The sequence below is a fragment of the Brevundimonas sp. genome (genome assembly GCF_035626975.1).
GTDB lineage: Bacteria > Pseudomonadota > Alphaproteobacteria > Caulobacterales > Caulobacteraceae > Brevundimonas.
In genome coordinates, this window is the sequence record NZ_DASPMQ010000016.1 from 1 (window position 1) to 18,456 (window position 18,456).

Here is an 18,456-nt window from a genome sequence, read left to right on the forward strand (position 1 = left end):
TGAGAGCGCGCCCGAGGAGAATGCCGCGGACGAGCTCCGGCGCAAGCGCCAGAATCTGAGGCGGCGGTACAAGATCCAGGACGTCATCCGCAGGCGCCAGGTGCTCTTGGTGCAGGTCGTCAAGGAGGAGCGCGGCAACAAGGGTGCGGCACTCACCACCTATCTGTCGCTGGCCGGCCGCTATTCGGTGCTGATGCCGAACACGGCGCGCGGCGGCGGCATCTCGCGCAAGATCACCAATGCCCAGGACCGCAAGCGGCTGAAGGAGGTCGTTGCCGACCTCGAAGTGCCGGAGGGGATGGGCGTCATCCTGCGCACCGCCGGCGAGAGCCGCACCAAGGCCGAGATCAAGCGCGACTACGAATATCTGCTGCGCCTGTGGGAGACGATCCGCGAGACCACCCTCGCCTCCAACGCCCCCTCGCTGATCTATGAGGAAGAAAACCTCGTCCGCCGCGCCGTGCGCGACATGTTCGACAAGGATTTCGACGGCATCCAGGTCGAGGGCGTCGAGGGCTTCAGGGAGGCGCGCGACTTCATGCGGGTGCTGATGCCCTCGCAGTCGAAGAAGGTGCACCTGTACCAGGGCGCGCGGCCGCTGTTCGCGTCCAACGGCATCGAGGAGATGCTGACCCAGATCCACCAGCCGACCGTGCCGCTGAAGTCGGGCGGCTATCTGGTCATCAACCAGACCGAGGCGCTGGTCGCCATCGACGTCAACTCCGGCCGCGCCACCAAGGAGCGCAACGTCGAGGCCACGGCCTTCAAGACCAACATGGAAGCGGCCGTCGAGGCGGCCCGCCAGCTGCGCCTGCGCGACCTCGCCGGCCTGATCGTCATCGACTTCATCGACATGGATGAGTCGAAGAACAACCGGGCGGTCGAGAAAGCGCTCAAGGACGCGCTGGCCAAGGACCGGGCCCGCATCCAGATGGGCCGCATCTCGGGCTTCGGCCTGATGGAGATCAGCCGCCAGCGCCGCCGTCTCGGCGTCATCGAGGGGGCCACCGAGGTCTGCCCGCACTGCCAGGGCGCCGGCCGCATCCGTTCGGCGGAGAGCGCCGCCCTGATGACCCTGCGCGGGGTCGACATCGAGGCGGGCCGCAACGGCGCCGGCGCGGTCAACCTGCGCGTCTGCACCGCGGTCGCCCTCTACATCCTCAACCACAAGCGCGACTACCTGCAGCGCCTGCTGACCCAGCGCGGCCTCAACGTCATCATCCAGATCGACGACAGCCTGGCCCAGGGCGAGCACGCCATCGAGCGCACCGAGACCAACGAGGACTTCACCCCGCCGGAAGGCGTCGAGGTGTTCGTGGATCTCGACGACGACTTCGACGACAGCGCCTGGGCCGACGATGAGGCCGACGACGAGGAGTTCATCGACGAGGCGGATGAAGACGCGCTCGAACGCGAGGATACCGACGACGACGAGCCGCGCGAGCGGACCGAACGCGCCGAGGGCGAACGCGGCCGTGGCCGGGGACGCCGTCGCCGGGGCGGACGCCGCGAGGAAGGCGAGGCGCCGCTGGGCGAATCCGCGCCCGCCGTCGCCGCCGTCGCCGCCGAAGATGACGACGACAGCGAGGCCGGACGCCGTCGCCGCCGTGGACGCCGGGGCGGACGTCGGGTCCGTGAAGAGGGTGGCGAGCGCGACGGATTCAACTGGGTGCGGGGCCGCACGCCCTCGCTCGATGATCCCTACGTCTGGTTCGATCCGATCAACCCCGGCGCCGCCGCGCCGCGTCCGGCCGCCGAGACCGCGACGGGTGAAGCCGGTGAGGCTCCCCGCGAGCGTTTCGAGGCCGACGCCGGAGAGACCGGCGAACGCGCCGGCCGCTCGCGCCGTCGTCGCGGGCGCGGCCGTGGTCGTGATCGGGCCGCCGGCGACCTGACCCCGGAAACCGCCGTCGAAGCCCGGGCCGCCGACGAGGGCATGTCGCCGGAGGACCCGACCGAAACGGCGATGGCCGCCGACGAGGCCGAAGCCCCCGCTCCCGTCGTCGTCGAGGAACCCAGGCGCCGCCGCGTGCGCCGCAAGGTGACCACGGACGCCGTCGAGGCCGAAATCGCCCCCGCGCTCGAGGCCCCGGAAGCGGAGACGGTCGAGGCCTCCGCGCCGGAAGCGGTCGCTGCCCCGGAACGCGTCATCGAGCCGGTCATGGAAGTCGCGCCTCCGCCTCTGGTGGAGCCTGCGGCCCCGCCGGCGCCGGAGATCGACGTCGCGGCCCTGATCGCCGAGGACCCGAACCAGATCGTCGCCCCGCCCGAGAAGCCGAAGCGGGGATGGTGGCGCCGTTGAATGGCCGCGATTAGATAGTGAGGATCGACGCGGGGGCGATCGACGGTATCGGGAGTACGCCATGAATTGGCTGACCAGACATGCCGCCCGCCTCGTCGGGGCCGCGGCCGTGGCCGGCTTCGTGCTGGCCGCGGCGGCGCCCGCCTCGGCCCAGAGCGCCATCCGCGACACCGAGATCGAGTCGATCATTCACGACTGGGCCGATCCGGTGTTCACGGGCATGGGCCTGGAACCGTCCGAGATCGAGATCCTGCTGATCAACGACGGGGACCTGAACGCCTTCGCCACGCGCGGGCGGATCATGGGCCTGAACACCGGCCTGATCCTGCGGACCACCAGCCCGAACGAGCTCCTGGGCGTCATCGCCCACGAGGCCGGCCACATCCGCAACCGCCACACCCTGCGCGACGGGGCGCGGGACGCCGGCATGCAGCCCATGCTGATGACCATGGCGCTGGGCGCCCTGGCCATCGCCGCCGGCGCGCCCGACGCCGGGGCCGTCCTGCTCGGCAACAGCCAGTATTTCGGCACGCTCAGCGCCCTGCGCTACATGACCCATCAGGAAGGCGAGGCCGACAACACCGGGGCTCGCGCCCTGGAGGCCGCCGGCCAGTCGGGTCGGGGACTGGTCACCTTCTTCGAGAATTTTCGCTCGCAGGAAGTCTTCTCCGACGCGCGCCGCTATCCCTATTTCCGCAGCCACCCGCTGTCGTCCGACCGCATCGAGAACCTGCGCCGCTTCGTCTCCGAGCAACCCAGCTACGACCATCGCGACAGCCCCGAGCGCATGGCCCAGCACGCGCTGATCCTCGCCAAGATCCACGCCTTCATGGACCATCCGCGCGAGACGCTGCGCGACTATCCGGAAACCGACGTCGCCCTGCCCGCCCGCTACGCCCGCGCCATCGCCTGGTATCGGGACGGCCAGACGGACAGGGCCCTCGCCGCCGTCGACGCCCTGCTGACCGAGCAACCCGAGAACCCGTATTTCTGGGAGCTGAAGGGCCAGATCCTGTTTGAGGAGGGCCGGCCCGAGGAGGCGATCGGGGCGCACCAGCGCTCGGTCGAGATCAAGCCGGACGCGCCCCTGCTGCGCATCAACCTGGCCCATGCCCTGATCGAGACGCGCGACCCCGCCCGGCTCGACGCGGCCGTCGATCAGCTGAAGCGGGCCACCGCCCTCGAAGCTGACAACAGCATGGGCTGGCGGCTGCTGAGCCAGGCCTATGCCAGCCAGGGCAAGGAGGGCGAAGCGCGTCTGGCCTCGGCCGAGATGTATTTCGCCATCGGCGCCGAGCGGGAGGCCACGCAGTTCGCCCTGCGCGCGCGCGACATGCTGGACCCGGGCTCGGCCGAATGGACCCGGGCCATGGACATCGTCTTCGCCTCGGGCGCGACCCAGGAAGACGTCGACGACGTCGATCGCCGCAACGAACGCCGCCGCCCCGCCATCGTCCCGGCCGCCGGCTGAACCCTTTTCGAGAGCCTGAATGACCGAGACGCCCGATCCCAAGCCCGCGCCCTCCCTGCTGGACCGCCTGCTGTCCGGAGGACGGGCCGGCGTCGCGGCGCTGGCGGTGTCGGTGGTCGCCCTGATCATCGCGGTCGCGCCCTACGCCACGGGAACTGACTTCGGCTCGCGCGTGAGGACCTACCTGGTCCAGAATCCCGAGGTGCTGCAGGAAGTCAGCAACGCCCTCGACCTCAAGGCGCAGCAGCAGCAGATCGTCGAGGCCCGCCAGAAGGCGGTGGAGATTACGGCCCGGGTGGCGGCCAACCCCGGCCTGCTGAGCGTCGACAGTCGGGACGCCGCCTTCGGCCCGGCCGACGCCCGCGTGACGGTGATCGAATTCTTCGACTTCCGCTGCCCGGGCTGCAAGGCCACGGCGCCCGAGGTGTTGCGGTTGATGCAGGCGCATCCGGACGTGCGCTTCGTGTTCAAGGAGTGGCCGATCCTCGACGGCCCGACCAACGGCGTGTCTCATTACGCCGCCCGCGCCGCCCAGGCCGCGCACCGGCAAGGCAAATACCTGCCCGTATTTCGCGACCTGATGGCCCAACCGGCGCTGTCGGCGGACTCGGTCGACGCCGTTCTCGCCGCCAACGGCGTGTCGATGGCCCAGGCCGAGGCGACGATGGCGAGCCCGGAGATCGCCCGTCACATGGCCGACATGCAGACCTCGGCCATGGCCCTGGGCCTGGTCGGCACGCCGACCTTCTTCGTCAACGGCAGGGCCAGCGAGTCGATCGAGCCGGCCGCGCTCGACCAGGCGATCCGCGCGGCGAAAGCCGGCTAGGCCAGCTTCAGGTCCATCGCGCCGCCGATCCATTCGACCCGCGACCGGCGCTCCGCCTCGGCCGCGGCGTCGGGATTTCCAAGCGCCGTCTCGGCCTGCGACAGGACGAAATAGCTGTACGGGTCGTTCGGCCAGTCCTCCAGCAGTTCCAGCACCTTGCCGCGGGCGCCCGCGGCGTCGCCGGATGCCAGCATCGCCGCCGCCAGGCTGCGCCGGGTCGGATACCAGATCACCGGCGGATCGCCGCCCTCGTCGTCCATCGCCTGCAGCTCCGCGGCGCGGATAAAGGCCGCGACCGCCGCGGCGTGGTCGCCGTCGATCATCGCCGCCCGCCCTTCCAGCACCCGCTGGGACAGTTCGACGAAGGCCCGACGACGCTCCTGCGCCGACCCGGCAGAGAACCGCGGATCCTCGCGCAGCTCCGCAATGGCGGCCGCCTCGGTCCGGACCGCATCGGCGTCGCCCGCCCGCGCCGCCGCCTCGCCCCGGGCGTAGCGCCAGCTGATTCGCAGCATCGGATGGCTGGCCGGCGGCTCCTTCAACGCGGCCACCCGCGCCGGGTCGCCGAACCGGCCATAGATCGCATAGGCGTTGTTGGCGACCATCTGACGCCAGGCGCTGTCCGCCGGAATGTCGGGATAGGTGGCCATGTACCAGTCGGCCAGCTTCAGCCCTTCGTCGCCGCCGCCGGCCATCAGGGCCCCGCCCATGCCGAAATGGATGTTGTGCCCGTGCAGCGGCATGCCCGGGACGCCGCCCGGCGGTCGCGCCAGCCCGTCGTAGCGGCGGTCCAGCGCCACCGCGTTGACGTTGGACATCATCGCGTCCTTGTAGCGCCCGACCCGGTAGAAGGTGTGCGACGGCATGTGCACCAGATGGCTGGCCCCCGGCGCCAGCGCCGCCAGCCGCTCGCCGTACGGAATGGCCTTGTGCGGGTCGTCCGACCATTCGGTCAGGTGGATGTACAGGTGGATCGCCGCCGGATCGTCGGGCGCCCGGGCCAGCGTCTGCTCGAGAATCTCCATGGCCCGCACGATGCCGGGATCGGCGGCCTTGCCTTCGTCGTCCCACCAGCGCTCGGCCTTCATCATCCAGGCGTCGGCCGCGACGGCGGCGACGGCGATATCCGAGGGGTTCCGCCGGGCGATCCGGTCCATGGCCGTGGCGAACCGGTTGGCCCGCGAGGCCTCGCGTCCGGAATAGCGCTGCACCAGGGCGTCGATCATCTGGCGCTGCACGGGGGTGGCGTCGCGGGCCAGGCGGCGGGCGTCGCGCGCGGCCTTCAGCGCGGCCGCCTGCGTTTCCGCCGCCCCTCCGCCGCCGTTCAGGTTCGGCCCCATGGCCCAGGCCTCGCCCCAGGCGCACATCCCGCAGGTCGAATCCAGCATCCGGGCCCTGCGGAAGGCGCGCACCGACTCGCCGTGCTCGAAGGCCCAGCGCAGGCGCACCCCGTGGTCGAACCAGGCCTGCGCGTCGGGATTGGCCGTGTCGACCTTGAAGCCGCCCGAGCCGAAGCCGTCGACCATGATCATCTCGGCCACCGGCGCGCCCTCGGCCCGTGCGCCGTCGGGCCCGCAGATTCGCGGTCGTTCGATCAGATCCATCACCGCGCGGTCGACGGTGGCGTCGGCCAGGGCGGACGGCCCGATCAGCACGGCGGCGGCGCCCACGCCGCACATCAGAAGCCTGCGCATCCCGGAAATCTCCCCCGCCCCAGAAACTGGTCCCCAGACATAGTGACCTAACCCCAGGGTGAGACCAAGCGGCGCTTCTTCCTTTCTCCGACACGGGCCATACTTGCGACTCCCATGCCCATCCGCCGCCTCCCGCCCGAGACCGTCAATCGCATCGCCGCCGGCGAGGTGGTCGAACGCCCGGCCAGCGCCATCAAGGAGCTGGTCGAGAACGCCCTCGACGCCGGCGCGACGCGGATCGAGATCCAGGCCGACGGCGGCGGCCTCAGCCGCATCCTGATCGCCGACGACGGGCACGGCATGGCCGCCGACCAGCTGGCCCTGGCGGTCGAGCGCCACGCCACCTCCAAGCTGGAGCCCGACGACGCGGGCGACGTCGACCTGCTGCGCATCTCCACCCTCGGCTTCCGCGGCGAGGCCCTGCCCTCGATCGGCTCGGTGGCCCGCCTCACCATCACCAGCCGGCCCCGCGAGGGTGGCGACGCCCACCAGATCACCGTCGAGGGCGGCGACCAGCGCCCGGTCGCGCCCGCCGGCTTCCCCGGTCCGCACGGCGCCCGGGTCGAGGTCCGGGACCTGTTCTACGCCACCCCAGCGCGGCTGAAGTTCATGAAATCCGAGCGCTCGGAAGCCATGGCCATCTCGGAGGAGATCAAGCGCCAGGCCATGGCGCATGAGACCGTCGCCTTCACCCTCGACCTCGACGGCCGCACCACCCTGCGCCTGCCGGCCGAACATCCGGGCGACGGAGGCCGGCTCAAGCGGCTGGCCGCCCTGCTCGGCCGTGACTTCGAGGCCAACGCCCTGCTGATCGATCAGGCGCGCGACGGCGTCCGCCTGACCGGCTACGCGGGCCTGCCGACCTACAGCCGGGGCAACGCCGGCCATCAGTATCTGTTCGTCAACGGCCGCCCTGTCCGGGACCGGCTGCTGCAAGGCGCGCTGCGCGGCGCCTACGCCGACTTCCTCGCCCGCGATCGTCACCCGGCGGCGGTGCTGTTTCTCGAGGTCGACCCGCTCTACGTCGACGTCAATGTTCACCCCGCCAAGGCCGAGGTCCGCTTCCGCGACCCGCAGCTGGTGCGGGGCCTGATCGTCGGTGCACTGCGTCACGCCCTCGCCGGAGCCGGCCACCGAGCCTCCACCACCGTCGCCGCCGACGCACTGGCGGGGTTCCGCCCACATTCCGGCGTGGGCGCCGGCGCGGCGTACAGCCCTTCGTCGCCCTCGGCCCAGGGCTTCAGCGGCTGGCAGGGCTGGGCCGGCTCCGCCGCGGCGGCCGCCCAGGTTTTGCCGGGCCTCAACGAGCGCTCGGCCCGGGTCGAGACCCTCGATCTCGGCGCCGCGCCCGAGCCGATCCCCGGCGGAGCGGAGATCATCGACCCGCTCGACTATCCGCTCGGCGCCGCCCGGGCTCAGTTGCACGGCACCTACATCGTCGCCCAGACCCGCGACGGCCTCGTCGTCGTCGATCAGCACGCCGCCCACGAACGTCTCGTCTACGAGCGGATGAAGGTGCAGATGGCCGCCGGCTCGGTGACCCGCCAGGCCCTGCTGACCCCCGAGGTGGTCGAGCTCGATCCCGCCGAGGCCGAGCGCGTCTCCGCCCGCGCCGACGAACTGGCCCAGCTCGGCCTGATCGTCGAGCCGTTCGGGGCCGGGGCCGTGCTGGTCCGCGAGACCCCCGCCCTGCTCGGCGACACCGATGTCCAGGGCCTGATCCGCGATATCGCCGACGACCTGTCCGAGCACGGCGCCGCCCTGGCGCTCAGCGAGCGGCTCGGCGAGGTGTGCGGAACCATGGCCTGCCACGGCAGCGTCCGCGCCGGCCGCGTGCTGTCCGCGCCCGAGATGAACGCCCTGCTCCGCCAGATGGAGGCCACCCCCCACTCCGGCCAGTGCAACCACGGCCGCCCGACCTACGTCGAGCTCAAGCTGGCCGACCTCGAGAAGCTGTTCGGACGGCGCTAGTGACTTCCTCCGTCCTGTTCGTCTGCCTCGGCAACATCTGTCGCTCGCCACTGGCGGAGGGCGCCCTGCGGGCCGAGGCCGCCGAACTGGGCCTCGACCTGATCGTCGACTCCGCCGGCACCGGGAACTGGCACGCCGGCGAGCCGCCCGACCGCCGGGCCCAGGCCGTGGCCCGGCGACACGGCGTCGACATCTCGGGCCTGCGGGCGAGGCAGGTGCGGCCCGAGGACTTCCGGCGCTTCACCCATGTGATCGCCCTCGACCATGACAATCTCGCCAACCTGCGCAAGCTGGCGCCCGCGGACGGCAGCGCCGAGCTCAGCCTGCTGCTGGACCATGTCGAGGGCCGCGAGGGTCAGGCGGTGGCTGATCCGTGGTTCGGCGACGACGCCGGCTTCGAAGTCACCTGGGCCGAGGTCTCCGCCGCCGCCCGCGCGCTCGCGGCCCGGCTCCGGCGCTAGGTCAGGTTTCGCCGGGCGAAGGCGGCCATGGCCGCCTTGAGCCAGGCGGCCAGGCCGGGCTGCAAGGTCTCGTATCGGCTCACGAAGTCCGGATGGTCGGCGTAGAGTTCGCCAAGGCCCGTATAGGCCTCCGCCGACGGCAGGCTGTCCCATGCCGCCCCGACCCAGGCGTGATGCCGTCGCAGAACCGGATCCAGCAGGGCTTCATCCGGAGCCACGCCGGCCCGGACCGCCGCGCCCAGATCGTCCTCGATGCCGGCCAGTTCGTCCATATGGGCCTGCGCCTCCTCCGGACTCATCGCCGCCATGCGCCGCTTGCCCGCATCGATGCGGGCGCGGGCGCCGTCGCCGTATTTGTCGATGATGAAGGCCTCGTATTCAGCCTGCTTCTCGGGCGCCAGGCCCTTGTAGAGATCGATGTCAGCCATCGTCCGCTCTCCTTCCAGTTCGGCGATCGTGCGGTCGATCGTCCCAAGCAGCCGGCGATGACGGTCCGTCTCGGCCAGTATCCGCTCGCGCTGGAGCCGCAGCGCGGCCAGGCGGTCGAAGCCGGGCGCGTCCAGCGCGGCGGCGATGTCGGCGAGCGACATCCCCAGTTCGCGATGAAACAGGATCTGCTGCAGCCGCAGCAATTCCTCACGCCCGTAAAGACGGTATCCGTTCTCGCCGACCGACGCGGGTTTCAGCAGGCCGATATCGTCATAGTGGTGCAGCGTCCGGATCGAGACCCCGGACAACCGCGCCAGTTCGCCGACGGCATAGGCTCTGTGTTTCGCGTCGTTCCGCATGGGCGTGGCTATGGGGCCTCACGCCGCGTGAGGGTCAACCGTCAAAGTCGCAGCGCCTCCACGACACCGGTCGCCCGGCCGCCCGAGACCACGGCCCCGCCCGCGATCGCATAGACGACACCCCCGGCGGCGGCCGCCGCAAGTCCGTGGCGCGGGGTGCGCATGGGCGGACCGGCCTCCCACGCGTCGCGCGCGGGATCGTAGATCCAGGTCTCGGCGAATACTCCGCCTCCCGCGCCGCGCTGGAACCACTCTCCCCCGAAGGCCACCAACCTGCCGCCCGCCGCCGCCATGGCCAGACCGCCGCCGACCTGGTGACCCGTCGACGGCGAGGGCGGAATCGGCGCCAGCGTATCCCAGCGGTCCTCCGCCGGACTGTATCGATCCAGCCGGCCCGTGCCGCCTCCGCCGACCGTGCGCCCGCCCGCGACCCAGATGCCGCCGTCCATGGCCGCCGCCGCGGCGCTGTTGCGCGCCATCGGACATGGCCGCCCGAGGTCCCAGCGGTCGTCGCCGACATGATAGATCAGGTGCCGGTCGGTGTCGGCCTGGTCGTTCCAGTTCCCGTTCGCGTCCCCGCCCGGCGTCCGGCCTGTGATCAGGTGCAGGGTCTCGCCCCAACCGACGCCCACGGCCTCGGCCTGCGGCGACGGCAATGATGCGATCGCCTTCCAGGCGCCTTCGCCCAACACCCAGGCGGTCGTCGTATTGGACCAGTCGCCCGCTTCCGACCGCGCGTAGCCGCCGACGACGTAGAGATCATGGCCGCCGGCGATCAGCATCGGATGGTGCCGGGGCGCGGGCAGGCCGGGTCCGGCCTCCCAGCGGTCGGCTTGCGGGTCATAAAACGCCGTCCGGTCCTCGATATGCAGCGGCTCGCCCGGTCGCGACACCAGCCCGCCGCCCACGACGATCCGCCCCGCGTGTTCGGCGGCGTATATCTCCTGAACCGGCCACGGCAGCGCGGCCCGCGGCGCCCAGCCGCCCGGAGTCTCCTGCGCATCGGCGGCGAACGGAACGGCGGCCGAAGCGGCGGCGGCGGCGAGGAAGGCGCGGCGGTCAAGGGTGCTCATGTCCGTCAATCTGGCGCAGAACCGGCAGCTGCGCTATACGGCGGCCGTTCCACCCCCCTCCGGGAAGCCTATGTCCGAGATTGTCCGCAAGGCCTGAGGCCTCACGGCAAAGACTGTGAAGAGCCTCTGAACCCGCAGGCGCGCCCCCGCGCCGGCGCACTCGTTCACGCCTTTCCGGACATTCCCATGAACATCTCCCGTGCGGAACAGCGCACGCTGCACGCCCTCGCGCAGGGCGGCGGCATCCTGCTGATCCGCGATGACGACGGCCGCATCGTGCGCGCCGACTGCTTCACCCGCGACGGCTTTCGCCTGACCGACTGCACCCTGTCGGTATGGCGCAGGCTGAAGAAGAAGGGGCTGATCGCCTCGCATGGCGGCGGCCCCTACCGGGTCAACCGCGACGGGCTGGCGCGCATGCGCAGCCAGCTCGACAACCGGGTCTCAGAGCGCCGCTGGTGACGCCCTGAGGAAAAGGACGCGCGCGGCCCCATAGTCGCGCGCGTCCAGCCGCTCGTAGCCGGGCGTCTCGATCTCGGGCTCGTCCGAACCGCGCTCGAACACCACCACCGCGCCGGGCTTCAACCAATTCCCCTCGAGCAGCCGAAGCAGCGTCTGCTCTCCCAGTCCCTTGCGGTAGGGCGGATCGAGGAACGCCAGATCGAAGGCCTCGCCATCCGACCCCGGGCGAACGCCGAGGTCCACAGCGCTGCGCCGGTGCACCCGCGTCCGCCCCATCACCCCATAGGCGTCGGCGTTCTCGCGGATAGCCCCGCGCGCCTCGTCGTCGGTCTCCACGAACAGGGCGAAGGCCGCGCCCCGGCTGATCGCCTCGAAGCCCAGCGCGCCCGAGCCGGCGTACAGGTCGATGACCCGCAGCCCGTCCAGAGGCTCGGCCCACGCCGCATGCTCCAGCACGTTGAACACGGCCTGCCGCGCCCGATCGGAGGTCGGGCGCGTGCCCTGCCCTTCCGGCGCGACGATATTGCGCCCCTTCAGGCTGCCGGCGACGATCCTCATGACTCAACCCTTGGAGCGCGGACCCCGCGGGCTGCCCCGGCCGCCGGCGGGACCGGCCCCGGGACGCGAGCCGCCCGGACGAGCCCCCCCGGGCGGGTTGCTGCGCGTTCCGCCGCCCCGCGGCTTGAATCCGCTCGACGGCGCATCGCCCCGCGGCGCCGCGCCCTCGCGTGGCTTGAATGGACGCTTCGGGCGATCCCCGTCGGCGGCCGGCTTGCCGAACGACCGGCCGCCCTCGGGACGGGCCTCGGACCGGCCCGCTGCCGGACGGCCGCCGCGCGGCTTGTCGATGAACTGGTCCGCGCGCGGCGTGAAGGCGCGTTTGGGACGATCTCCCCCGGCGGCCTCGCCTTCGGGCCGGGCGCGCGGGGTGAAGGCCTTCTTCGGATGCTCGAACTTCGGCGTGGCCTTGGCCCAGCCGGGCTTCTTCTGCGGGCGGGCCGCCCGTTCCGCCGCCGCATCGGCGGCGGCGCCGGCGGCGCGGACCCGGCTCGGCTTGCGCGACGGGTCCGAAATGGCCGAGCCCGACGCGCCCTTGACGATCGGAGCCGACGTTCGCCGCCCCGGGATCGGCGCGGGCGTCGACACCGTATTGCCGGTCGGCAGGTTCTCGGGCCGGATGTGCTGGGCCAGCAGCTCACGGATCACCCGCGGCCCGACCTCCTCGACCGACCCCAGCGGCAGGGTGCCGAGCTGGAACGGACCATAGGCCAGGCGGATCAGCCGGTTCACGGTCAGCCCGAGGTGCTCCAGCACCTTGCGGACCTCGCGGTTCTTGCCCTCGGTGATGGAGACGCTGATCCACAGGTTGGCCGGGGCGTTGCCCTCGCTCTCCTTCGCCTTGTCCAGCGTGGCCTCGATCGGACCGTAGCGGACCCCGTCGACGGTGACGCCGTCCTTCAGCGTATCCAGCTGCAGCTGGCTGACCCGGCCCCGCGCCCGCGCCCGGTACTGACGCACCAGCTCCGTCTGCGGCAGCTCCAGCGCCCGGCTCAGCTCGCCGTCGTTGGTCAGCAGCAGCAGGCCCTCGGTGTTCAGGTCGAGCCGGCCGACGGAAATCACCCGCGGCAGCCCGCTGGGCAGGGCGTCGAACACGGTCGGCCGTCCGGCCGGGTCGGTATGCGAGGTCAGCAGGCCGGCGGGCTTGTGATAGCGCCACACCCGCGTCGCCTGGGCCGAGCCGATCGGCTTGCCGTCGACGGTGATGACGTCATCGCGGGTGACCAGCACCGCCGGCGTGTCGAGAATCTTGCCGTTGACCGCCACCTTGCCGAGGCCGATCAGCCGTTCGACCTCGCGCCGCGAGGCAATGCCGGCCCGGGCCATGGCCTTGGCGATGCGCTCGCTGCGCTTCGGACCCTCGTCGGCCTTGGCGGCGGGCTTGCCGTCCTTCGAAAAGGGCTTTCCGCCGGCGCGCGGCGGCCCTTTCGGACCGGCCTTGGCGAAGGGTTTGCGGGGGCCGTCGCGGTCGCCGTCTTGACGCGGGCGCGGCTTCTTGTCGTTGTCTCGGGGATGGAAGGCCATGATGAGCGGTTCATGCACATGGCCTTGGCCTGTGCGCAAGCGGCGGCGGACGCGGGAGAGACTCCCGTGGGCTGCGTGATCGTCGACGAACGCACCGGCGAGGTCGTCGCCGAGGGCCGCAACGGCCCGATCGGAGCCCATGATCCGACCGCCCACGCCGAGATCGTGGCCCTGCGCGCCGCGGCGGCGAAACGGGGCAACTACCGCCTCACCGGCCTCACCCTCTATGTCACGCTGGAGCCCTGCGCCATGTGCGCCGGGGCCATCAGCCACGCCCGCATCGGCCGCGTGGTCTGGGGGGCGGACGATCCCAAGGGCGGCGCCGTGGTTCACGGCCCGCGCTTCTTCGATCAGCCGACCTGCCACTGGCGGCCGGAGACGACCGGCGGCGTGCTCGCGGACCGCGGCGGGGACCTGTTGCGCGCCTTCTTCCGGGCCCGGCGCAAGGGAACGGCCGCCTGAACGGCGCGTTGAACCGCCGTCCTCCACGGCAAGGCTTGTTTCATGCGTCTGATGTCCCTCGCCGTCGCGGCCGCTCTCGCCCTGACAGCCTGCGGCCAGAAGCCCGCTGAAGCGCCGACCGACGGGGAATCGGTTCGCAAGCGCGCCCAGGAGGCCCAGACCGCGCGCCGTCGCACCGGCGCCGAGGTCCAGGAGCGGGCCCTGAACCGGGTCATCCGCACCGTCTACCTGTGCAACAACGGCGAGCGCCTGTCGGTCGACTTCGACAATCCCCGCGCCATGGCCACGGTGCGCAACTCCAACGGCGAGGCCGTGGACCTGTTCATGGAACGGCCGACGTCCGGCCTGTGGTACCGCGCCTCGGGCTACGAGCTGCGCGGCGAAGGGGTCATGGCCCGCTGGACGGCCGACGGCCGTGAACCCACCGACTGCCGGGCGGTCGACTAGAAGGCGGCCAGCCGCGCGTCCAGCCGCGCCCGCACGTCGCGCCAATCCTGATCGGTAATCGAGAACATCACCGTGTCGCGCACCCGCCCGGTGTGGGTGATCTTGTGCCGGCGCAGCACGCCCTCGCGCACCGCGCCCAGCTTGGCGATGGCCGCCTGGCTGCGGGCGTTGATCCCGTCGGTGATGATCTCGACCCGCACGGTGCCGCTGTCGAACGCGTGCTGCAGCAGCAGTCGCTTGCTGGCCGGATTGATCACGCCGCCCCGGACATCGGGATGGAAGAAGGTCGAACCGAGCTCCACTCGCCGGTGCATCGGAAACAGGTCGTGCAGGCTGCTGGTCCCGACGATCCGGCCGTCAGTCAGCCGCCGGACGGCGTAGGGCGTATCTTTTCCGGCTGCCAGCCGCTCGACGAAGCCGTCCCACCACGGATCGAAATCATCCCCGTAAGCGGTCGAGACCATGATCGACCACGCCGCCTCGTCGACGCTGATCGCCGCCCGCACGTCTTCCTTCAGCTCCGGCGCGAAGGGCTCAAGCCGCACCCAGCGGTTCTCGAGCACGGCAGGCTCGATCCTCATGATCCCGACAGCTCCCGGTCCAGGAACGCGGTCAGCGCCGCCGCGTCGACGTCCTTCGCCGTGAAAGCCTCGCCGATGCGGCGGGCGAGGATCAGGGTCAGACGCCCCCCCTCGGCCTTCTTGTCCCCCGTCATGCGTCCGACCAGCGCGGCGCTCTGGAACGCCCCGGCCTGGTCAAGTCGCGTCGGCAGCCCGGCCGCGGCGATGACCGTCCCAACCCGTTCCGCCTCGTCCGGCGGACACAGTCCCCCGGCCGCGGAAAACCGGAACGCCAGGGCGCAGCCCAGCGCCACCGCCTCCCCATGCGTCAGCTTCGTCTCGTCGAAGCCCAGTTCCGCCTCGATGGCGTGACCGAAGGTGTGGCCGAGATTGAGCAGGGCGCGGCGACCGGCCTCCTTCTCGTCCTCCCCGACGATGGCGCTCTTGATCTCCACCGAGCGCACCACGGCCCGCTCCAGCGCCGCCGGATCGCCCGCCGCCCCCGCCGCGCCCCCCGAAACCGAAGTGTCCGCCAGCCAGTCGAAGAAGGCGGCGTCGCAGATCAGCCCGTGCTTCAGCACCTCGGCCCAGCCCGAGCGCAGCTGCCGCTCCGGCAGGGTGGCCAGCACGTCGATGTCGGCCACCACCAGCCGCGGCTGGTGGAACGCCCCGACTAGGTTCTTGCCGCGTGGCGTGTCGATCGCCGTCTTGCCGCCGACCGAGGAATCCACCTGGGCCAGCAGGGTCGTGGGAACCTGGACGAAGTCGATCCCGCGCATGAACAACGCCGCCGCCAACCCGGCCAGATCGCCGACCACGCCTCCACCCAGCGCGACGATCACATCCGTCCGGTCCAGCTGGAAGGCCAGCATCCGGTCAATCACCCGCTCGAGCTCGGCGAATGACTTCGAGCCCTCGCCCGGCGGCACGGTCAGTAGCCGGGCAGGAACGCCCGCCGCCTTCAGCGACGCCAGCGCGGCCTTGCCGTGCAGGCCGGCCACGGTCTCGTCGGTGATGACCACGGTCCGTCCCCGGGCCAGCGGCGCCACGCGCGCGCCCAGCCCGGCCAGCAGCCCCCGGCCGACGACCACCTCATAGGGCCGGAAATCGCCGCCCGCGACCGACACCGTCGTCGTCATGCCCTCATCTCCGGCTCATGCGCCGCGAAATAGGCCTGCAACGCGTCATGGATCGCCTCGACCGCCTGCGCGTGCGCCCCGCCGGCTACGTCCACGGTCACATCGGCGGTCGCATAGACCGGGTAGCGCACCTCGGCCATGGCCCTGAGCGCCGTCAGCGGGTCGCGGCCCCGCAGCAGCGGCCGGGTGTCGCGCCGCTGCACCCGCTGCGCCACCGTCTCCAGATCGGCGCGCATCCACACCGTCACCGCCCGGTCCTTCAGCAGGGTCCGGGTGTCGGGGTTCAGGATGGCGCCGCCGCCGGTGGCCAGCACCATCCGCGGGCCTTCCAGCAGGCGCTTCATCACCCGCGCCTCGCCGGCCCGGAACTCGGCCTCGCCCAGTTGGGCGAAGATGTCCGACACGGTCATGGCCGCCGCCGCCTCGATCTCGATGTCGCCGTCGGCGAACGGCAGGTTCAGCCGCCTGGCCAGCCGCCGCCCGACCGTCGATTTCCCCACCCCCATTAGCCCGACCAGCGCTATGGTGCGGCGATGGACAGGAATCGGCCCCGCCGCCGGCATGACCTCGCTCACGACCGGCCTCGCGGGAGGCGGCGGCCCGGAAGCGGGACGAACGGCGGGACGGACGGTGGCAGGCAAGGCGTCATGACCCGACCACCCTTTACACCAGGCGCCGCCGACGCAAAGTGGTCCCGCGCATGACCCCGCCCTTAGCGCCCCCGCAGGTTGAGGCCTTTCTGGAGATGATGGCGGTCGAACGCGACGCCTCGCCCCACACCCTGTCCGCCTATGGCCGCGACCTCGCCGACGCCGAGGCCGCCCTGTCCGGCGGCCTGATGCAGGCCGACGAGGCCGCGGTCGAGGCGTGGTACGCCGGTCTGGGCGCACGCGGCCTGTCCGCCGCCACCCAGGCCCGCCGCCGCTCGGCCGTGCGCCAGTTCTACCGCTTCGCGCTGGGCGAGGGCTGGCGGACGGACGACCCGTCCCGCCGGCTGGACGCCCCCAAACAGGGGCGCAGCCTGCCGAGGACCCTCAGCCGCGACGAGATCGAAGGCCTGCTGGCCGCCGCCTCGGCCCGTGACGGCGCCGCCGGCCTGCGCCTGGTGGCCCTGGTCGAACTGGCCTACGCCTCGGGCCTGCGCGTGTCGGAGCTGCTGGGCCTGCGCGTCGAGGCCGTCCGCCGGGACCCGGCCTTCCTGATCGTGCGCGGCAAGGGCGGCAAGGAACGGCTCGCCCCGCTCAACGCCTCGGCCCGCGAGGCCGTCAGGGCCTGGCTCATCGCCCGCGACGCCGCTCGCCCCGAAAAGGCCCCCGACAGCCCCTGGCTGTTCCCGTCGTCGTCGGCGAAGGGCCATCTGACCCCCCGCCGCTTCGCCCAGCTGCTGGATCAGTCCGCCGTCGACGCCGGCGTCGATCCCGCCCGGGTCAGCCCCCACGTGCTGCGTCACGCCTTCGCCACCCATCTGCTCGAGGGCGGCGCCGACCTGCGCGTGGTCCAGACCCTGCTCGGCCACGCCGACATCGCCACCACCCAGATCTATACCCACGTCGCCGTCGACCGCCTCGCCCAGGTGGTGCGCGACAAGCATCCCCTGGCGCGCGACGACTGAACCCCGCTTGCCCCCCGGCGTTGACCCCACTAGGTTCCGCCGCCTTCCGTAGCGCTTACCGCGCGCCTGTTCCGGACGCCTGATGGCCACCCACTACCTCGAATTCGAAAAGCCGATCGCCGATCTGGAGGCGAAGATCGAGGAGCTGAACCTGCTCTCCTCGACCTCCGGCTCGTTCGACGCCGAGGTCGAGGGCCTGCGCAAGAAGGCCGAACAGCTCCGCAGGAAGACCTACGCCGCGCTCGACCCGTGGATGAAGACCCAGGTCGCCCGCCACCCCCAGCGGCCCCATTTCGTCGACTTCTGCGAGGGCCTGTTCACCGATTTCGTCGAACTTAAGGGCGACCGCCAGTTCGGCGACGACCAGGCCATCCTCGGCGGCCTGGCCAGGTTCCGCGGCTCCCCGGTCGTGGTCATGGGCCACGAGAAGGGCCACGACACCCAGACCCGCCTGACCCACAATTTCGGCATGGCCCGGCCCGAAGGCTACCGCAAGGCGGTCCGGCTGATGGATCTGGCCGAGCAGTACGGCCTGCCGGTGCTGACCTTCGTCGACACCGCCGGCGCCTATCCGGGCCTCGGCGCCGAGGAGCGCGGCCAGGCCGAGGCCATCGCCCGCTCGACCGAGCGCTGCCTGACCCTGGGCGTGCCCTCGATCGCCACCGTCACCGGCGAGGGCGGCTCCGGCGGGGCCATCGCCATCGCCGCCGCCGGCCGGGTGCTGATGCTCGAGCACTCGATCTATTCGGTCATTTCGCCCGAGGGCGCGGCCGGCATCCTGTGGCGCGACGGGGCCCGCGCCCGCGACGCCGCCATGGCCATGAAGATCACCGGCCCCGACCTGCTCGAGCTGAAGATCGTCGATCGCATCATCCCCGAGCCGGTCGGCGGCGCCCACGCCGATCCGGCCGCGGCCATCGCCAACGTCGGCGACGTCCTGGCCGAGGAGCTGGCCGCCCTGTCGACCCTGTCGCCCGAGCAGATCCGCAAGGCCCGCGCCGACCGCTTCTACGCCATCGGCCGCATGGGCTGAGGGTTTCGTTAACCATTCGGCGAGGGTTGCCGGTCAACGGTGTCCCCATGCCGGGTTGCGGTGGGCGACTCAG

Annotated in this window: 18 protein-coding genes; 10 read left to right on the plus strand and 8 right to left on the minus strand. The window is 71.7% G+C overall.

Translation table 11 applies throughout. The features are described 5' to 3' along the window. The 3 genes from VEB62_RS04030 to VEB62_RS04040 form a co-directional block, all read left to right on the plus strand. Positions 1-2,302: Rne/Rng family ribonuclease (locus VEB62_RS04030; protein ID WP_324795710.1), on the plus strand; the 2,302-nt coding region annotated here is incomplete at its 5' end. Between the two features lie 61 nt (positions 2,303-2,363). After that, the gene (locus tag VEB62_RS04035; RefSeq protein WP_324795713.1) at positions 2,364-3,773 is read left to right on the plus strand and encodes a M48 family metalloprotease; all 1,410 of its coding nucleotides are present in this window, start codon (positions 2,364-2,366) and stop codon (positions 3,771-3,773) included. 19 nt (positions 3,774-3,792) lie between these two features. Then, positions 3,793-4,599, plus strand: a complete 807-nt coding sequence (locus tag VEB62_RS04040) for a DsbA family protein (protein WP_324795716.1) — start codon at positions 3,793-3,795, stop codon at positions 4,597-4,599. Here VEB62_RS04040 and VEB62_RS04045 read toward each other — a convergent pair. Continuing rightward, positions 4,596-6,293, minus strand: a complete 1,698-nt coding sequence (locus VEB62_RS04045) for a tetratricopeptide repeat protein (RefSeq protein ID WP_324795718.1) — start codon at positions 6,291-6,293, stop codon at positions 4,596-4,598. The two genes, VEB62_RS04040 and VEB62_RS04045, sit on opposite strands and share 4 nt — an antisense overlap. Before the next feature lie 114 nt (positions 6,294-6,407). Here VEB62_RS04045 and mutL point away from each other — a divergent pair, with 114 nt between their 5' ends. After that, complete coding sequence (gene mutL, locus VEB62_RS04050; RefSeq protein WP_324795720.1) at positions 6,408-8,264, plus strand: DNA mismatch repair endonuclease MutL; 1,857 nt, start codon at positions 6,408-6,410, stop codon at positions 8,262-8,264. Continuing rightward, on the plus strand, positions 8,264-8,725 hold the full coding sequence (locus VEB62_RS04055; RefSeq protein WP_324795723.1) for a low molecular weight protein-tyrosine-phosphatase: 462 nt from the start codon (positions 8,264-8,266) through the stop codon (positions 8,723-8,725). Before mutL ends, VEB62_RS04055 begins: the two co-directional genes overlap by 1 nt. On the opposite strand, the gene VEB62_RS04060 is transcribed toward VEB62_RS04055, so the two are convergent. Continuing rightward, the gene (locus VEB62_RS04060; protein WP_324795726.1) at positions 8,722-9,513 is read right to left on the minus strand and encodes a MerR family transcriptional regulator; all 792 of its coding nucleotides are present in this window, start codon (positions 9,511-9,513) and stop codon (positions 8,722-8,724) included. The genes VEB62_RS04055 and VEB62_RS04060 overlap by 4 nt on opposite strands. A gap of 41 nt (positions 9,514-9,554) precedes the next feature. Next, the gene (locus VEB62_RS04065) at positions 9,555-10,586 is read right to left on the minus strand and encodes a Kelch repeat-containing protein (protein WP_324795729.1); all 1,032 of its coding nucleotides are present in this window, start codon (positions 10,584-10,586) and stop codon (positions 9,555-9,557) included. A gap of 186 nt (positions 10,587-10,772) precedes the next feature. On the opposite strand from VEB62_RS04065, the gene VEB62_RS04070 reads away from it, so the two are divergent. Continuing rightward, positions 10,773-11,048: a YjhX family toxin gene (locus VEB62_RS04070; RefSeq protein WP_324795731.1), complete on the plus strand. Its 276-nt coding sequence runs from the start codon at positions 10,773-10,775 to the stop codon at positions 11,046-11,048. Here the strand turns inward: VEB62_RS04070 and rsmD are convergent. Both rsmD and VEB62_RS04080 read right to left on the minus strand, forming a co-directional pair. Further along, complete coding sequence (rsmD, locus tag VEB62_RS04075) at positions 11,031-11,606, minus strand: 16S rRNA (guanine(966)-N(2))-methyltransferase RsmD (protein ID WP_324795734.1); 576 nt, start codon at positions 11,604-11,606, stop codon at positions 11,031-11,033. The two genes, VEB62_RS04070 and rsmD, sit on opposite strands and share 18 nt — an antisense overlap. Positions 11,607-11,609: 3 nt before the next feature. Then, positions 11,610-13,130, minus strand: a complete 1,521-nt coding sequence (locus tag VEB62_RS04080) for a pseudouridine synthase (protein WP_324795736.1) — start codon at positions 13,128-13,130, stop codon at positions 11,610-11,612. On the opposite strand from VEB62_RS04080, the gene tadA reads away from it, so the two are divergent. Both tadA and VEB62_RS04090 read left to right on the plus strand, forming a co-directional pair. After that, positions 13,119-13,592 carry a tRNA adenosine(34) deaminase TadA gene (gene tadA / locus VEB62_RS04085; protein ID WP_324795739.1) on the plus strand — a complete coding sequence of 158 codons (474 nt, stop codon included), beginning with the start codon at positions 13,119-13,121 and terminating at the stop codon, positions 13,590-13,592. The two genes, VEB62_RS04080 and tadA, sit on opposite strands and share 12 nt — an antisense overlap. A 42-nt stretch (positions 13,593-13,634) precedes the next feature. Continuing rightward, positions 13,635-14,039: an MliC family protein gene (locus VEB62_RS04090; protein WP_324795742.1), complete on the plus strand. Its 405-nt coding sequence runs from the start codon at positions 13,635-13,637 to the stop codon at positions 14,037-14,039. On the opposite strand, the gene VEB62_RS04095 is transcribed toward VEB62_RS04090, so the two are convergent. From VEB62_RS04095 to VEB62_RS04105, 3 genes are read right to left on the minus strand one after another with little or no spacing between them, the layout of a single operon-like run. Next, positions 14,036-14,620, minus strand: coding sequence for a GNAT family N-acetyltransferase (locus VEB62_RS04095; RefSeq protein ID WP_324795744.1), 585 nt, complete (start codon positions 14,618-14,620; stop codon positions 14,036-14,038). The genes VEB62_RS04090 and VEB62_RS04095 overlap by 4 nt on opposite strands. Further along, a complete protein-coding gene (gene aroB / locus VEB62_RS04100; protein ID WP_324795748.1) occupies positions 14,617-15,738 on the minus strand; it encodes a 3-dehydroquinate synthase in 1,122 nt (373 codons plus the stop codon). The genes VEB62_RS04095 and aroB overlap by 4 nt, the downstream gene beginning before the upstream one ends. Further along, positions 15,735-16,301 carry a shikimate kinase gene (locus tag VEB62_RS04105; protein WP_324795781.1) on the minus strand — a complete coding sequence of 189 codons (567 nt, stop codon included), beginning with the start codon at positions 16,299-16,301 and terminating at the stop codon, positions 15,735-15,737. Before VEB62_RS04105 ends, aroB begins: the two co-directional genes overlap by 4 nt. A 137-nt stretch (positions 16,302-16,438) precedes the next feature. Here VEB62_RS04105 and VEB62_RS04110 point away from each other — a divergent pair, with 137 nt between their 5' ends. Continuing rightward, positions 16,439-17,350, plus strand: coding sequence for a site-specific tyrosine recombinase XerD (locus VEB62_RS04110; RefSeq protein WP_324795751.1), 912 nt, complete (start codon positions 16,439-16,441; stop codon positions 17,348-17,350). Between the two features lie 82 nt (positions 17,351-17,432). After that, a complete protein-coding gene (locus VEB62_RS04115; RefSeq protein WP_324795754.1) occupies positions 17,433-18,383 on the plus strand; it encodes an acetyl-CoA carboxylase carboxyltransferase subunit alpha in 951 nt (316 codons plus the stop codon). Positions 18,384-18,456 lie beyond the last annotated feature (73 nt).